Source organism: Mucilaginibacter sp. (assembly GCF_039921305.1).
Lineage (GTDB): Bacteria > Bacteroidota > Bacteroidia > Sphingobacteriales > Sphingobacteriaceae > Mucilaginibacter.
In genome coordinates, this window is record NZ_JBDSCA010000012.1 from 141958 (window position 1) to 155779 (window position 13822).

The window sequence follows — 13822 nt, forward strand, 5'->3', positions numbered from 1 at the left end:
TTTAATTTTTTAATGGTGTATTGATGAATTAATTATTGTTTTAGCTACTCTAAATGAGCCTTATATACTCATTCCCTGGCTTTCAGCCTGGCTTTTTTCTTTGCTGTTGGCTTTGGCTTGGTGTTGTTCTTGTTTCGGCACTTTGAGGAAGTCTTCGCGTTTTTCGGGCGCACCGGTTTGAACCTGGTAAAAGTTGATGTTACCGTAACGGGGAACCGCTTCGATGCGGAGTTTCATGTCTTTGCCTTCTTTGCCTTCCACGGTGACCACCGGCCTGTTACCGTTTTTCAGGTCCGTGATGAGTTGTTCCAGTTTTTTCGGGTCGGCATCCAGTTTGATCTTGTATTCTTCGACGGCTTTTTTAACATCGTAGCCATAACCCTCGCTGAACTGTTTGGTCTCGTAGTTACCGTACTTATCTTTCGGTTTGTCAAACAGGAAGGTTGACCAGGCTTTGTATGGCTCACCTGCACGGTTGACCAAATCTTCACGGTACACCGAACGGCCCTGTAATAAGTTAGCCCCCTGATCAACCGAGAAACCGGCTCCTTTTTCCACGTAAAAGGTATTGGTGATCGCCGGGCTGTAATAATCCTTTTGAAAATCCTTCAGCACATAATCTACTTTACCTTCCGCCATTGTCGCCAAGGTGTTTTTGAATTGAAAGTCTTTGTCCGTTGGTTTACCTACAGCCAGTTCGCTTTTTCCGGTTTGCGATTTGAAATAAGCGATCGCTTCTACCGGGCTGTCAAACTTACGAATGAGGTTATCCGGCTTCTTGCCCGGCTCATTTGGCGTGATCACCATGTATTTCTGCTCGTTCTCCAAAGGCTTGGTCTTGCTCCAGGCCAGGTCGTACTTATTTAAATAATAGTAATCCGACTGGGTCGACTGCTTGAAATTCAAGGTCACGTCCATCTGGCCCTTATCGGCCGGGACCAGTCCTTTCAACTCAAATGATGGTAAATTCTTGGCCACCATTTCTTCCATTTGTTTGATGTACTTGTCATCAAAACCGAGGGCTTTCATTTCGCCCTGTAGGTTTTCCACGTTGTTTCTGTTCATGTCTTCTTGTTTATTTAATGAATTAATTGCTTTGATCTCCTTGATCAATTCTCCGACCTCGCGGTAATAGACCGGATCGTCCCCACCACCCGGTAGGTAACCGATACCATCCTTTTTATCCCAACGATCCATAGCCTCATCCTTCGAATCGAAAAGATCGATCTGATGCGGTTGTAATTCCATCTCCATCGGTTGCGGGGTCAGTATGGCCCAATGCAGGCCAACATCCTGCGCTTCTTCCAGCATTTCGACGATAGCCGCCGCGTGTTTGGTTTCCAGGTACATACCAGTTCTTGGTCGTGTTTATGGAATATTATCTTGGTTTCTTCGTGTTATCCCGCAGCAATAGGGGATAGCCTTCTTTCAGTTTAATTTTGATCCGTTTGACCTTTTTGGAAAACAGGCCCTTCGCGGCTTCAACACCCGCCCCGGCGGCTTGCACGCCTATGGACTGGTCCATGCTTAGGAACTGCATGCTTTGTACCGCATTGCTGGCACCGCCACCGACCGCGCCTCCTAATTCGGCTTCCGGCGCATTGATACCGATCATCGCATCTTTTTGATCGAATACCGTCAGGTTTACCGGGATAATGGCCGTACCCAAACCAATGTTCCTGATCTCCAGGTTCAGGCGCTGGTTACTGATCGCTGCCAGACCATAGATCAAATGGCCCTTGGGGACTATCTGTCCGTTGACCGTGATGGTATCCAGTAAACGCAGTTCCACGACCGCGCCCTCCGTGACCTTTTGGTTCCGGGAGATGACCGCAGGGATCGCTTGGAACAGGTTTTCCGGTGTGATCTTCGTCTCTTTTTGCAAAGCCTGTTTCACCAGTTCCGGGTTCTGTATTTGAAGGATCTTATCCATCATCCCGTTCAACTGCTTCATTTCCGGGTCTTCTCCGTTATTCTGCTGCTGCATGTTTTTCATCATGGCCTCCAAACGGGCCACATCTCTCGCAGTAGACCCATCCGGGGAACCCGAAGGCTGTTGGACCGGCACATAATTGCTGGTTACCGGTGGCGAAGGCTTAGCGATCTGCTTGTTAATGGCCGCCAACTTTTCATTGATCTGTTTGGTCTGCGGGTCATTCTCAGGATCAAAGCCCAAGTGCTCGGCCACATCCGCGATAGCCTGGCCACCTGATCGGTCCGAATCCCGGTACGTTTCGTTATAGATCGCCATTTTGTCGGTCGGCCCCGCTTTCTTAAAAGCAGCATCCGGCAAATTCGTATTGATCCCGGTGGATACTGATGCCCCACCCGGCTTTAAGCCTTTACCGCCACCGAGCGCATAAAAGGCCAGCGCGAGGAAGGGCAATAAAAGCAAGGGCAGGAATAACAAGATCTTCCGCTTGTCTACTCTTTGGTTTGGTGTCATAAATTTTTGTGCTTAAATGGTGAATAAATCATTATTGAAATGCCCGGATCAGCAGGAACAGGAAATAACAGCCAAAGGCCGCGCAGAACCCGATCAACAGGCCAAGCCTTGCTTTTCCGGATAAATGGGCCATTTTCTGGTTCAGGTAATCCGCCGCTTTCCGTTGGCCCAGCAAAATACCACCGGCTATTTTACCCGCCATCTGTTCCTGCTTCGGGCTCAGTACCTGTTGCCGCTTTTTAAATAGACTCATGGCGTGATCGCTTTAGGGTCAACGTCCGTATTGACCAGGGTTTCCCAATGCTGGATCAGGAAGCCGTGCGGATTATTATCGCTCTGCGTCTTCATATCCCTGACCTCGCCGCGCGTCACCAGTTTGCGGAATACCGTACTGGTGGAACGTACCAGTTTCTCCGTCGCATAACAGGTAAAAGGATAAGGGTAGCTATTCACATCGACCTTGATACTGTCTACCATAATGTCCTGCGATATATTTGCCGAGATCATGTTGTTATAATACCCCTGTTCGCGCAAGTTATCATAGGCACGTTTAGCGCTTTCATCCGCCAAATACAAGGCTTTCGTGATCCCCGCCTGGATCGCTTTTTCATCCGGCGACAAACTGAAAAAATACTGGTGAAAGGTCTTGATATGATCCCTGAGCTCTACCGGCAAATTTAGCTTCCGGTCGGATGCCAGCGCTTCCAGTACCTTGCCGTTGTACAGGATGTGTACCCGGTTCTGCGCCTGGTCAACGATGCTGTAGCTTTTCCAGATGCAAAAGCAGACGATCAGCACATTGGCCAGGATCAAGAAAAGGCTGAACCTTTTGATATGCTGAAAGGCCGTGTCGATATTTCTGAGTTGTTTGAACATAAAGCCCCTACCTCCAAAGGGGAATGTTTATTGGTTATCATTCTATTGCTGTTATTTGCCCGCTAATTTTTCCTTTTGGTGTTCGCTGCCGCCCCGGTAACCCTCGGCGATATGACCCGGTAAGTGGGCGATATTGGATGCACCCCTGGCCATGCGCGAACCCAATGCCGCGCCGCCCGCTTTGCCGTATTGCGCCGTGGTCGAGGTCGTATCGGAAACGATCGCCGTTACCTTTTGCAGCAAGGCGTTTCCGCCCCCGGCATTAACGATATAGCCCGCCACGTTAGGTACCGTGAAATAGCCCACGATACCAATGACCATAAAGATCATGTACGCGCTATCGTTGACGGAGAAGAAGGTATCGCCCTGTTGCCCGATCTGATTGATGTCTATCTTCAGCATGTTCTCCTGGATCTTACCCAGGATCGCGCTGAAAATATTAGCCACAGGTAGCCACATAAAGACGTTGACGTACCTGGCCAGCCAAACGGATAAGGTCTGCTGGAAACCGTCAAAGACCGCGAAACCGAACACCAGCGGCCCCAGGATGGCGAGCACGATCAGGTAAAAGGTCCGGATGGTATTGATACAAAGCGCGGCAGCGGCGAACAAGACCTGCAAGACCTCCGATAGCCATTCTTTGATCGAGTTCCGGAAATTATAATAATTCTTATCGGCCCAGAACTTGATGTCATTGCCGATACCCTCGAACATGCCTTCATCTTCGCGTTGCGGGTCTTTAGGGTGCGTATAGGCGTACCATTTATTCGAGTCGCCGCTACCGGTCTCACCAACATACATTTGCCATTGCTCGCTCTTTTTGACCGCTTCCTCCTTCTTTTTCAGCAAGGCCGCCACCGCGTCATTTGAACTGCTGACCATACCTGCCGTCGCCGAGACCACGGGTTGCAATACCCCATTCATCACCGGGATGACCAGGGTTTGAAAACTCATGATCGCCATCCCCAAAGCGAAGGGCCGCAATAAAGGATAGAAATCTATCGGTTCGGCATTGGCGATCTGCCGCCACACGCGGGAAGCGATATACCATAAAGCCCCGAAACCCGCCAATCCCTGCGCCACACCAATGAGCTTAGCGCAAAGCGGGATCATCTCGTTATACACGTTGTCCAGTATCGGCTGCATCCCGCCGATAGAATCGGCGATGCCCTCGGCATGGGAGATCATGGGGAACAAGAGCAAAAAGCATAAGACCCCCAGCCTCCTGATGGGCGAGCTTTTGAAAAGCATTTCGAATTTTTCTTTCATAAATATTGATTACTTAAGGTTATACCATTGTTTAGTGCCTGCGATGTCGCTTTTTTCCCGCTGCCGCTGTAGGTCCAGCACACTCGTTTGCCGGTTGAAGGAACGCAGGAAAACCAGTTTGTCGTCCGTATCGGCATAAATGCGGTCTATGGCCTGCAAGCGCTCATCATCGGACATTCGCAGCTGGTTCTCGGTGATCACCATCGTCAGCTGATCCATATTGGCAGCACTTCCCTTCAACAGCTGGCCGTATACCTTCGCCAGGTAATTCAGCTCGGATGGGGTAAAGTTCCCGTTGGAATTGAACCGGCCATAAGCCGACCTATATTCGGAGAGCAAAGCGGATTCCTTGTTGATGATGTCCGTGATCCTTCCGTATTTCCGCACCTCCGGGCTGACCAGCCATAAACCATCGATAAAGCCTTCATGTAAGGTAAAATTCCCCTGCGCAATGTTCTTGACAGAATTATAGCCCGTACTTAAAATGTTATAGCCTTTCTTCATATCCGAGAGGATGCTTTTGAACTGTGCGAGTTTCTCCACGTTCAAGAGCAATTGCTGCACCTCATCGGATTGAGCGGCGGCAGGCCTGATGCTGAAAGCTAAAAGCCCAAAGCAGAGTAGCCCCATCCGAACTCTCCCCGGAAGGGAGGGCTTTCTTTTGCTAATTATTTTCATAGTACCTCCTTTGCTGTTTAATACCTTCTTGCTCTTCTGTGCGTTGCTGGATCAGGATCGCTACCTGGTTACAGAAATGCTGGGTGAACGCGGTCTTATCCTGCATGGCCAGGTACACCTTATTCAGCCTTTTGATCCGTTCATCGTCCGTCATTTCGACCTTACCGGAGGTGATCACCAGGAGCAATTCGTTTATATCGGCCTCACATTCCGCCAGTACTTTTTCCCTGACCGAAGCGATGTAGGTGTTCTGTTCAACGGATAAAAGCGGGTTGTTTTTGATCTTGGCAAAAGCCTCACCGATATATTCCCGCATGGCCAGGATCTCGCTGATACGTTTGTCATCGCGGATCACCGGGTTGACCTTTTTGAGCGAACTGATATAGGCATCATGCAAATGAAATTCCCCGTTGGTGATATCCTTAACGGTATTCAGGCCGGTATTGACCACCTGATAGCCCTTCTCCAGGAATGCGATATAGACCTGCAAGGCCGCGATCTGCTGCACTAGGTATTTCTTCTGCGTACTTTTCTGGTTCCACCACTCGGAAAATGTCTGCGCCTGAACGGTCTTAACACTGCAAGCACATAGCCAAAAGCACAATACATTACAGATCAATGCTTTCCACTTTCTCTTTTGCGTTATGAACGCTGCTTTAATTGATCCCATACATTTGCTTGACTTGTTTAACTTCCAGTTGTGACCGTGCGCGCTGGACACTCAGCGTGATATTCTGGTTATTGAACTCCCGGAGATCGCTGTAATTGGCCTCCATCTTTTTCGCGGCGGCATTGATCAGTTCCAGCCTTTTGGCATCCGTCATTTGCGTTTTAAAAGAATTGACCACGATAAACACCTGGTCAAGGTTTTTGATACTTTCTTCCAGGATACCTTTATAGACGCTTTCCATGTGCGTGAGTTCATCCGGCGTAAAATGCTTGTCCTTCCCGAACAGGCCCATCGCCCAGTTGTAATCCTTCACGATGGCGGTCTGTGTCTCGGCCAGGTCTTTGATCCGCTGGTAGGTCGCGATCATGGCTTTGACCTTGACCAGTTCGTCGTAATAGGTCGCGTATAACTTCCGCTGTTTCTCCGTCCAGTCCGAGATCTCGTCCAGTTTAAACTTGGACAACTGGTTCTCTACCACTTTCTGAGCGTTCTGCAACCAGATCGTATTGTTCTGCAACCGCTGGATCTTCAGGTCGATGGCCTTGATGACCTTTTTAATGGCGGCCTTGATCACCTCGGCGATGATGACCTGCGCATTCGCCCCCGAGGGCAGCGCGACCAGGATCGTCATGGCACTAAGCGGCAGGGCCACCATATAGGTTCTTAATTTTTTATTCATAAAATGAGCTGTTGTATAAGCGCCTGCGAAAAAAAGTGCAGGCGCTTACTGGTTGATAATCGGTTAATTCAACCGCCGGTAAAGTCGTTTACCTACGGTCATGCTGTTCTGATCCGGGAATTCGATCACCTTTTCGTTCCGGCTTTCGGTCAACACACCCGTGTTCGGGTCGGCTGTTGCCGTGCATTCCTCGGTCTCGTATAGGTGCCTGCCCGGTTTACCGTTAACGATCATTTGAAACCCGGTCTTCCGGTGCAATAACCAGGTATTACCCCGGCCTTGTTCCACGACCAGCGTATCATGCGCGATGCTGAACCCGCTGCTTGCGTCATTCACATAAGTCCCGGTACGACCGTCGGCAAAATGAACGTTTTCGCATGAATAGAGCGACAGAGCGGGTATAACCAAGAGCATGGTTAATAAATTGATTTGCTTTTTCATTTGACTTTTTTTTTAGATTTACAATACAGTTTTACCGCTTCGGATGTCCGCAGCGAGGGCAGCGATGCCAGGGTGGATACCGCCGGATCGCCCGGCATATTCCGTTACCTTTAGTTTCTCCTTTTCCTCGGTGGTATAGGTCAGGTATTCTTCTAAACAAAGCTCGTTTCGGTAAACGTGCATGCTTTGCCCGCCCTGATCCACAAAGATCTCCCGGTAATTCTTACCCGATTCATTGGCCTTGTTCAGCGAAAGCAGCATCGTCTTGGCCTTATCCGAAAGCCCCAATACCTGCTGGATCTGGTCGAACTTGTTCATGAATTTGCGCATATCCAATAGCAGTTTGGTATCGGACAGGTTAATGACCGTTTCCTTGATGATCGGTGAACTGATCAGATCTTCCACCTCCTGGGTAATAAGTGCGGCGATACCATTGAACTTGCGGATCGTCTTGTACAAAAACTTAATGAAATGTGCCATACCCGACTTCGCTATCGCCACCCAGGCCTCATCTATCGCCAGGATCTTACGCTTCCCTTTCAGCTTCCGCATCTTGGAAATGAACATTTCCATAATAATGATGGTCACTACCGGGAAAAGGATCTCATGCGATTTGATATTATCCAGCTCGAAAACGATAAAGCGTTCATTCAGCAAGTCCAGGTTCTCCGTCGCGTTCAGCAAATAATCAAACTCCCCACCCTTGTAATAAGGGTTTAAGACATACACGAAATTACCCACGTCAAAATCCTTCTCCTTGACATCCCCATTTTGCAAGACCTCCATATATTCGGATAGCAGGAACTCATAGAAAGAGTTGAATCCGGGAAATACGTCAGGGTTCGCTGCCAAATGCCCGTAGTATAAATTAATGGCACCGGAGATCGCCACATATTCCGAACGGGTATAGTTATCGCTGTCCTTCTTCCAGAGCGCCAGCAGCAAGGTCTTCAGGCTTTCCTTCTTCTCCACGTCCAATACGTCATCGGCACCGATATAAAAAGGATTGAAACGGATCGGGTTATCTTCCGTATAGGTAAAGTAATACCCGTCTACCGCATCACATAAACCCTTATAGCTGCCCCCGATATCGATGGTCACGCAATGTGTGCCTTCATCGTACAAGCCGCGCAAGAGGTGGTTCATCGCCAGGCTTTTACCGGCCCCGCTACTGCCGCAGACAAATAAATTGCGGTTCGTGATCAAACCCGACTTCATCGGCGCATTGAACAGGTCAATATATACCGGCCTGCCGTAACTCCGGTCACCTAAACGCAGGCCCGAACCATCCGAACGGCTCATCCCTTCCAGGTTAAAAAAACAGGTCGCCTGTTCCGCGAACGTATCAAAAGTGTCGTTCATCGGAAAGTCCGCCTCGTTTCCCGGCATGCCCGCGTACCAAACCTGCGGCGCGCCATCCGTCTCCTGCTTGCAAACCGCATCCATTTGCGCCATTGCCGAACCCACCAGGTTCTTGAGTTCCGCCCTTTCCTCCGCCTTGTCCGACCAGGCCAATACATTGAAGTGGGCCTTGACGGGCAAACGCTGCTGCGCGATCGCCTCGTTCAAAAAATCGTTACAGGCATCCCGCGAGATCGCATTCTCCCGGGAGTAAGCGGATAGCGATTGTAAGCGTAATTTTTTTGCTTCCAGGCCCTTGATCGTTTTTTGCGCATCGCCGATAAACACGAACTGGTTATAAATATGGTTACAGTTCAGCAACTGGCCCAAAGGTGAAGCGAAACCGATGCTGTACTTCGTCCGGTCCGTCGAATACTTGTCAAAGTCGATCCGGCTCCCGCAAAGCGCGGGCAGGTCTTCCGCATCGGCCAGCGTATACAGTTCCACTTGCTGGTCACCGACCCGGATCTCGTCCTTAATATGAATATCCCGGATCACCGGCTGCTGTCCCGGCTTTAACAGGAATAAATACTGCTCAATGATCCCGGCCTTATTCGCCGTACCCGCCAACTCATCATCCGATAAACGCTTCAGGGAAAACAAACCACTGTCCGACAAGATGCGCTCGAACTGCCCGCAGGTGGCCATAAAGTTCTGGAACAAACGCTCATCTTTCGGCTCCACCGGCGCGATAGACTTGCGCAGGATATTGGCATAAGCCGAACTGGATAGCTTCCTCCCGGCAGGCTGCAAGGTCAAAAATATATAACAGCGGTGATCCAGGTAAGGCCTGCCCGCGAAATGCCGTTCGGAAGCCGCCCCCAATAAACTTTCCTGCGCACGCGCCGTATTAACTTCCACTTTTGACTTCGTGAACCAGTCCATCTTATGAAAGACCGTTCCCGGCAGGAACACCCGCATCGCTTTCACGAAACCCTGGTGCCCCGCCTCAAAATCGGCACCCGATTGCGTACCGAACTCCGGCAGCACCACCTCGTAACCAATGGTCCGGTCACCCTGCATCGAGATCATCGTCCCGTTCTCCACCTTCCAGATGGGCAATATTTTTTCGATAGGGATCATCCGGCCTGCCTTTCCGCATTTCCCCGGATCACTTTCAAAGCCGTAAATGTGCGCCTCGAACGAAACTTGACATAATCAGGCAGACCACGCCTGGCAAAGAACTTACCCAGGCCATGCACCCCAAAGCGTTTTGATAGCCTGAACACCGTAAAGATCAGCCCGCCACCCAAGGTAAATACCAGCGGCACCGTCACGAGCAAACCCGCCCCTAACAAGTATAAAGCCACAAATAACAGCAGCAATACCACCAGTCCCCCGGCCAGCCAGGCGATGTACTGACCATATAAACCTCGAAATTCTATCGGCTTGTTAATGCCCTTATTGATCTCATATACTGAACTCATTAGCAGCCCCCTCTCGATCTCCCCCGGAAGGGGGAGAATTAATTTAAAATGTTAATAATGCTCTTCCCTGCCTATGCAGAGAAGAATGAATAAACTCATCAGGTGGCATTAAATACCGAAGAACGATTTCAACACCGTCGCTACCACCACTAAGAAGATACAGCTACCGAACCAGGCCGCCGCTACTTTATTGGTATCCGGCTCTCCGGCGTTCCACTTGTTAAAGACCTTCACAGCGCCGACCAAGCCGACGACCGCCCCGATGGCATACATCAGGTTACAGCCTGATTCAAAATAACCTTTGACCTTATTGGTCGCTTCGTTGATCCCCGCCGAACCGTCCTGCGCGAACAGCGACAACGAACAAAGGACATTCAACACACATAGGCTGAGTGACAATAGCCACCCTTTCGCCGGAAATTTCCGGCCTGCTTTTTTTCCGATCTTTTTCATGCAGGATCATTTTTGTTTTCGTTTCCTTCCGGGCCGCACCTTGCGGCCTTCCCTCGTGAAGGCGATTGAAAATCAAAAGCTGACCTACTTGTCAAAAACGATTAAAGCGCGTCCTGTAACTCCGCGACCGTAACGACAAAGCCCAAGTGATCAGATTCCCGGACCTGTTCGGCCACCGTTAGGTAAAAAGTTTCCAATAGGGAACTGCCCGCCAGCCTTGGGTAACGACGCACCTGCTCGTTGACCGCTTCGATCAGCTCCGTCTTATCCCATACCTCTTCGTCCAATAAAGGCTTGACATCTTCCATCAGGTCGAATAGCTCGGTCTGTAAGAGCTCATTTACATCGGCTTCCGTAGGAATAGCCGTTTCTTCCGCTTCGATCCTCGGCGCAAAACCAAAATCATGCTGGCCCAAAACACTGATCCCTTCGGGTTCGGTCGGTTTACCCATCAGGTCATCCGGATCTTCTTCTTCAAAGTCCTCCTGCCAGGCATGGGGCAGAGGCTCGACATCCGGCGCTTTCCCCGACAAAAACTTAAATACTTCCTTTCGGTAAAAAAGCAAGGAGACGACCAGCAGCCAGACCAGGCTGAAGATCAGCGCGGCAATCAGGAAAGACTGCCAAGTGAATGCTTGTAACATAAATATTTTGTTTTAACCCGGTACGGCATTGTGCCGGGATGATGGATCAAAGGTGACTAGAACCGCATTTTTTGTTTGGGGACGATGTTAGGATGTCCCCAAACAAAAAATACAATACCCTATTAATCAACCTTTTTTACCCTCATCACCGCCGCGCGCCTTTTTGATCCTGGCCGCTACTTGCGCCCGCTTTTCCTTGCGCCTGCGCTTCTCTTCTTCCGCTTCCGGGTCATAGGTATTCTTCTTATCGATCCGTAAATTGATCCCGTGCCGCATCCGGTCCAGGTAATCCGTCGGGCTGATCTTTTTCCGGCCTTCCAATTCTTCGAACCTCCGGGCAGGCCGCCCGATCCGGATGTGCAGCACCTCTTCCATCCACTCAAAGATCTCCGTCAGGCTCGCATTACCATCATTCAATTGCCTCGTGTCGTAGATGCCAAAGCCCAGTTCCACCAAATTGATCGCATCACCCGTCCAGCGCATCTCCCTCGACCGTTTGCGGGCCGACGCGGGCGCATGCACCAGCTGCGGTGTACCGGCCAATATCTCTACAATAGCAGCGCATAACATCTCATAAGCCCTGAACTTCGCGAACAAATAACCACAGGATGTCGGAAAAATTGGATCATATTCCGGTATCTCCGGCACCAGCGAACTGTCAGTCACTTCCGCGCCACGAACAAACAGTACCTCATCCAGCTCTGTACCGCCCATTTTGAAATAAGCATGATGTAAAGCATAACGTGAAGGAAAACGGCTGACCGTCCGCAGCTCATCCAGCCAGAAAGCGCGGACCTTTTTCGGCGTAGCCACCGGTAATGCAGACAACAGCGCATACCACTCCTGTTGATAGATATACCAGGCATAAAATTTAGGCAAAAGCACCTTACCATACCCGATCTCTTCTTCCGCCGAAGCCAGCGGATGCTCCAAAAGATGATCAGACAAAAAACTAAGCGATTTGCGGATCACCGCCAAAGTCGCCTGAAAACGGCCCGCGGGCGTACCCACCATGTTGATCTTTCCCAACGCAGTTTCCATCAAGTGGAACTCCTGCTCACAAACTTCTCCTAACATAAGTATAAATTGGTTTAAATGAACCCGCTGACTCCCCGAAAGGGATGCTTAACTATCAAAACGATCAGCAGAAAAACGTAGGTCTATACCATAGGCAGGAAGTCTTTTATTTTTATCGGTAAAGCCAAAGGTGCAGCACAGTTATACTAACCCGCAATACGTGCAAACCCCTAACCGGGCAAAACAGGTGTAATCACTTAGCATACAAAAAAAGCCATACCGGAGAAGTACAGCTACACCTATTTTAAGCCAATAGGATTAAAACCGATCACATCAAGACTGGCTGCATCGCATGCGCTTCGTCTCGTTGATCATTTTAGGTATCATCGCCCTCGTACCCGTCGTTCTCTATTTCAAACGAAAGCAGGAATCAAATCAGGCAATCCCAACAAAATGGTCGGGAATAGCCATTTATCTAAAAGTAATGGGTATAGTGGGCGGGTTATTTATACTTGCTTATTTGATTTTGCTAAGCTATCTGTACTTCAGGTACGGGGATATCAGTTGAATTAACTGCTAACCTACCAATATCAGGCGATGGATTCGCTAATTTGAAAAGTAAAAGTAAACAGAGCCATTGCCAAATTTATCTCTTCTTTGCAGGATATTCTTTAAAAATAAACGTCGAATCTCTCTTGACAATTCTTGACTATCAAGTTCTCGTTTATATTTTTTGGCGCAATATTCCTTTATCTCGCCAACCGTATGTTCACTATTCATAACGGGATCAAGTAACAAGATATTACGGACAAAACTGGCAACACTATATTCGTTCCTTCTATGGATGAAGAACTTCGCATTTTGTTTATTCTCATCATAAAATTTTTCAATGGGTGAAATACTCTGTGGTGCTTTTAAATTGATCTTTTTAGCTGAATATATTTGTGCGACCTCAATGCCAAATAGGTTTGCGATTTTAGTAGCTAATTTCGACGATATGTTTGCTTTTCCTCTTTCAATCATGAGTGTGTAACTGATGGAAATAGAGAGTGCAAAAGTTAAGCCCTCTATTGTTAAACTTGCCTGAGTTCTTAAACTGGTCACATTCCTGCCAACTAGTATTGAAAGATTTGTATTATTTTCAGATAAATCCATTCACAAATGGAGTATCAATAGTGTGTTCATTTTAAAGAATATTATTTGCTTTTATGAAAACACTTTATTACCTTAGTTCTTGTAATACAATACTATCTGAATGAAGTAATAGAAAGTTAAAATAGTATAGGCATTTAGAATACTGACACTTGCTCATGAAAATGTAGGAACTTTCTGAGTACGCAGGTTGCAGGAGACTGGTGCCCATTTGTTATCTTTGAATTGATAATGATGGGCCCCTCTTGTATGTGTACCCAGCCCTCCTACAGGCTTCATGGACATATAAAGGGATAACCCATCATTATTATTTGGAGTTATCTGTAAGTGTTGGTTTCAAAACTGAACTGCAGAGTAATGAAACTAGCCCAACCAACATTTTTAATTAATGGTTTCCCTTTTGGATGGATTAGGAAACACTTGTGTGTATTACCTGTTCAGTTAATACCGCCAGGTATCAGCCCCCAGCAAATGCTCTTTCCTCTAAAACCCAAGGCTCCTATTTAGTATTTCTTCCCCTTTTTTAATTGCGCTTCACAGCGCATGTTTCTGATTTCTAACCACCCGTGCGCCGGGTGTTAAATTGATTTTACATACGGTTCGCGGTTTTTTTCAACCCTCATTCATTATGCAAAAAACGCTACTCATCATAGTATTGGCCACGCTTTG

At 48.5% G+C, this 13822-nt stretch carries 15 protein-coding genes; all 15 read right to left on the bottom strand.

What is annotated here, in order from left to right:
- Window positions 1-60: 60 nt before the first annotated feature.
- The 15 genes from ABIN91_RS02620 to ABIN91_RS02690 all read right to left on the bottom strand — a co-directional run bounded on the left by ABIN91_RS02620 (window position 61) and on the right by ABIN91_RS02690 (window position 13156).
- Window positions 61-1350 carry a hypothetical protein gene (locus ABIN91_RS02620; RefSeq protein WP_348048144.1) on the bottom strand — a complete coding sequence of 430 codons (1290 nt, stop codon included), beginning with the start codon at window positions 1348-1350 and terminating at the stop codon, window positions 61-63.
- A gap of 28 nt (window positions 1351-1378) precedes the next feature.
- Window positions 1379-2446, bottom strand: coding sequence for a conjugative transposon protein TraM (gene traM / locus ABIN91_RS02625; RefSeq protein WP_348048146.1), 1068 nt, complete (start codon window positions 2444-2446; stop codon window positions 1379-1381).
- A 31-nt stretch (window positions 2447-2477) separates the two neighbouring features.
- On the bottom strand, window positions 2478-2699 hold the full coding sequence (locus ABIN91_RS02630; RefSeq protein WP_348048148.1) for a hypothetical protein: 222 nt from the start codon (window positions 2697-2699) through the stop codon (window positions 2478-2480).
- Window positions 2696-3322: a conjugative transposon protein TraK gene (gene traK, locus ABIN91_RS02635; protein WP_348048150.1), complete on the bottom strand. Its 627-nt coding sequence runs from the start codon at window positions 3320-3322 to the stop codon at window positions 2696-2698. The genes ABIN91_RS02630 and traK overlap by 4 nt, the downstream gene beginning before the upstream one ends.
- Before the next feature lie 51 nt (window positions 3323-3373).
- On the bottom strand, window positions 3374-4591 hold the full coding sequence (gene traJ / locus ABIN91_RS02640) for a conjugative transposon protein TraJ (RefSeq protein ID WP_348048152.1): 1218 nt from the start codon (window positions 4589-4591) through the stop codon (window positions 3374-3376).
- Between the two features lie 9 nt (window positions 4592-4600).
- Window positions 4601-5269, bottom strand: a complete 669-nt coding sequence (locus tag ABIN91_RS02645) for a TerB family tellurite resistance protein (RefSeq protein ID WP_348048154.1) — start codon at window positions 5267-5269, stop codon at window positions 4601-4603.
- Window positions 5256-5990 (bottom strand): hypothetical protein, encoded by a 735-nt coding sequence (locus tag ABIN91_RS02650; RefSeq protein WP_348048156.1) that lies wholly within the window; start codon window positions 5988-5990, stop codon window positions 5256-5258. Before ABIN91_RS02650 ends, ABIN91_RS02645 begins: the two co-directional genes overlap by 14 nt.
- Entirely contained in the window at window positions 5926-6618 is a 693-nt protein-coding gene (locus tag ABIN91_RS02655) for a conjugal transfer protein TraI (protein ID WP_348048158.1), read from the bottom strand. Before ABIN91_RS02655 ends, ABIN91_RS02650 begins: the two co-directional genes overlap by 65 nt.
- 63 nt (window positions 6619-6681) lie before the next feature.
- Window positions 6682-7059 (bottom strand): hypothetical protein, encoded by a 378-nt coding sequence (locus ABIN91_RS02660; RefSeq protein WP_348048160.1) that lies wholly within the window; start codon window positions 7057-7059, stop codon window positions 6682-6684.
- An 18-nt stretch (window positions 7060-7077) separates the two neighbouring features.
- Window positions 7078-9543: a TraG family conjugative transposon ATPase gene (locus tag ABIN91_RS02665; RefSeq protein WP_348048162.1), complete on the bottom strand. Its 2466-nt coding sequence runs from the start codon at window positions 9541-9543 to the stop codon at window positions 7078-7080.
- Window positions 9540-9887 (bottom strand): DUF4133 domain-containing protein, encoded by a 348-nt coding sequence (locus tag ABIN91_RS02670; protein ID WP_348048164.1) that lies wholly within the window; start codon window positions 9885-9887, stop codon window positions 9540-9542. Before ABIN91_RS02670 ends, ABIN91_RS02665 begins: the two co-directional genes overlap by 4 nt.
- A 108-nt stretch (window positions 9888-9995) precedes the next feature.
- Window positions 9996-10340 carry a DUF4134 domain-containing protein gene (locus tag ABIN91_RS02675; RefSeq protein ID WP_348048166.1) on the bottom strand — a complete coding sequence of 115 codons (345 nt, stop codon included), beginning with the start codon at window positions 10338-10340 and terminating at the stop codon, window positions 9996-9998.
- Between the two features lie 101 nt (window positions 10341-10441).
- Complete coding sequence (locus tag ABIN91_RS02680; RefSeq protein ID WP_348048168.1) at window positions 10442-10984, bottom strand: hypothetical protein; 543 nt, start codon at window positions 10982-10984, stop codon at window positions 10442-10444.
- 126 nt (window positions 10985-11110) lie between these two features.
- Complete coding sequence (locus ABIN91_RS02685; protein WP_348048170.1) at window positions 11111-12061, bottom strand: RteC domain-containing protein; 951 nt, start codon at window positions 12059-12061, stop codon at window positions 11111-11113.
- A 546-nt stretch (window positions 12062-12607) separates the two neighbouring features.
- Window positions 12608-13156 (bottom strand): helix-turn-helix transcriptional regulator, encoded by a 549-nt coding sequence (locus ABIN91_RS02690; protein WP_348048172.1) that lies wholly within the window; start codon window positions 13154-13156, stop codon window positions 12608-12610.
- Window positions 13157-13822: the final 666 nt, after the last annotated feature.

Excerpts from the sequence above, each read along its gene's own strand:
- ABIN91_RS02620 (WP_348048144.1), bottom strand. The coding sequence starts at position 1,350 with ATGTACCTGGAAACCAAACACGCGGCGGCTATCGTCGAAATGCTGGAA.
- traM (WP_348048146.1), bottom strand. The coding sequence starts at position 2,446 with ATGACACCAAACCAAAGAGTAGACAAGCGGAAGATCTTGTTATTCCTG.
- ABIN91_RS02630 (WP_348048148.1), bottom strand. The coding sequence starts at position 2,699 with ATGAGTCTATTTAAAAAGCGGCAACAGGTACTGAGCCCGAAGCAGGAA.
- traK (WP_348048150.1), bottom strand. The coding sequence starts at position 3,322 with ATGTTCAAACAACTCAGAAATATCGACACGGCCTTTCAGCATATCAAA.
- traJ (WP_348048152.1), bottom strand. The coding sequence starts at position 4,591 with ATGAAAGAAAAATTCGAAATGCTTTTCAAAAGCTCGCCCATCAGGAGG.
- ABIN91_RS02645 (WP_348048154.1), bottom strand. The coding sequence starts at position 5,269 with ATGAAAATAATTAGCAAAAGAAAGCCCTCCCTTCCGGGGAGAGTTCGG.
- ABIN91_RS02655 (WP_348048158.1), bottom strand. The coding sequence starts at position 6,618 with ATGAATAAAAAATTAAGAACCTATATGGTGGCCCTGCCGCTTAGTGCC.
- ABIN91_RS02660 (WP_348048160.1), bottom strand. The coding sequence starts at position 7,059 with ATGAAAAAGCAAATCAATTTATTAACCATGCTCTTGGTTATACCCGCT.
- ABIN91_RS02665 (WP_348048162.1), bottom strand. The coding sequence starts at position 9,543 with ATGATCCCTATCGAAAAAATATTGCCCATCTGGAAGGTGGAGAACGGG.
- ABIN91_RS02670 (WP_348048164.1), bottom strand. The coding sequence starts at position 9,887 with ATGAGTTCAGTATATGAGATCAATAAGGGCATTAACAAGCCGATAGAA.
- ABIN91_RS02675 (WP_348048166.1), bottom strand. The coding sequence starts at position 10,340 with ATGAAAAAGATCGGAAAAAAAGCAGGCCGGAAATTTCCGGCGAAAGGG.
- ABIN91_RS02680 (WP_348048168.1), bottom strand. The coding sequence starts at position 10,984 with ATGTTACAAGCATTCACTTGGCAGTCTTTCCTGATTGCCGCGCTGATC.
- ABIN91_RS02685 (WP_348048170.1), bottom strand. The coding sequence starts at position 12,061 with ATGTTAGGAGAAGTTTGTGAGCAGGAGTTCCACTTGATGGAAACTGCG.
- ABIN91_RS02690 (WP_348048172.1), bottom strand. The coding sequence starts at position 13,156 with ATGGATTTATCTGAAAATAATACAAATCTTTCAATACTAGTTGGCAGG.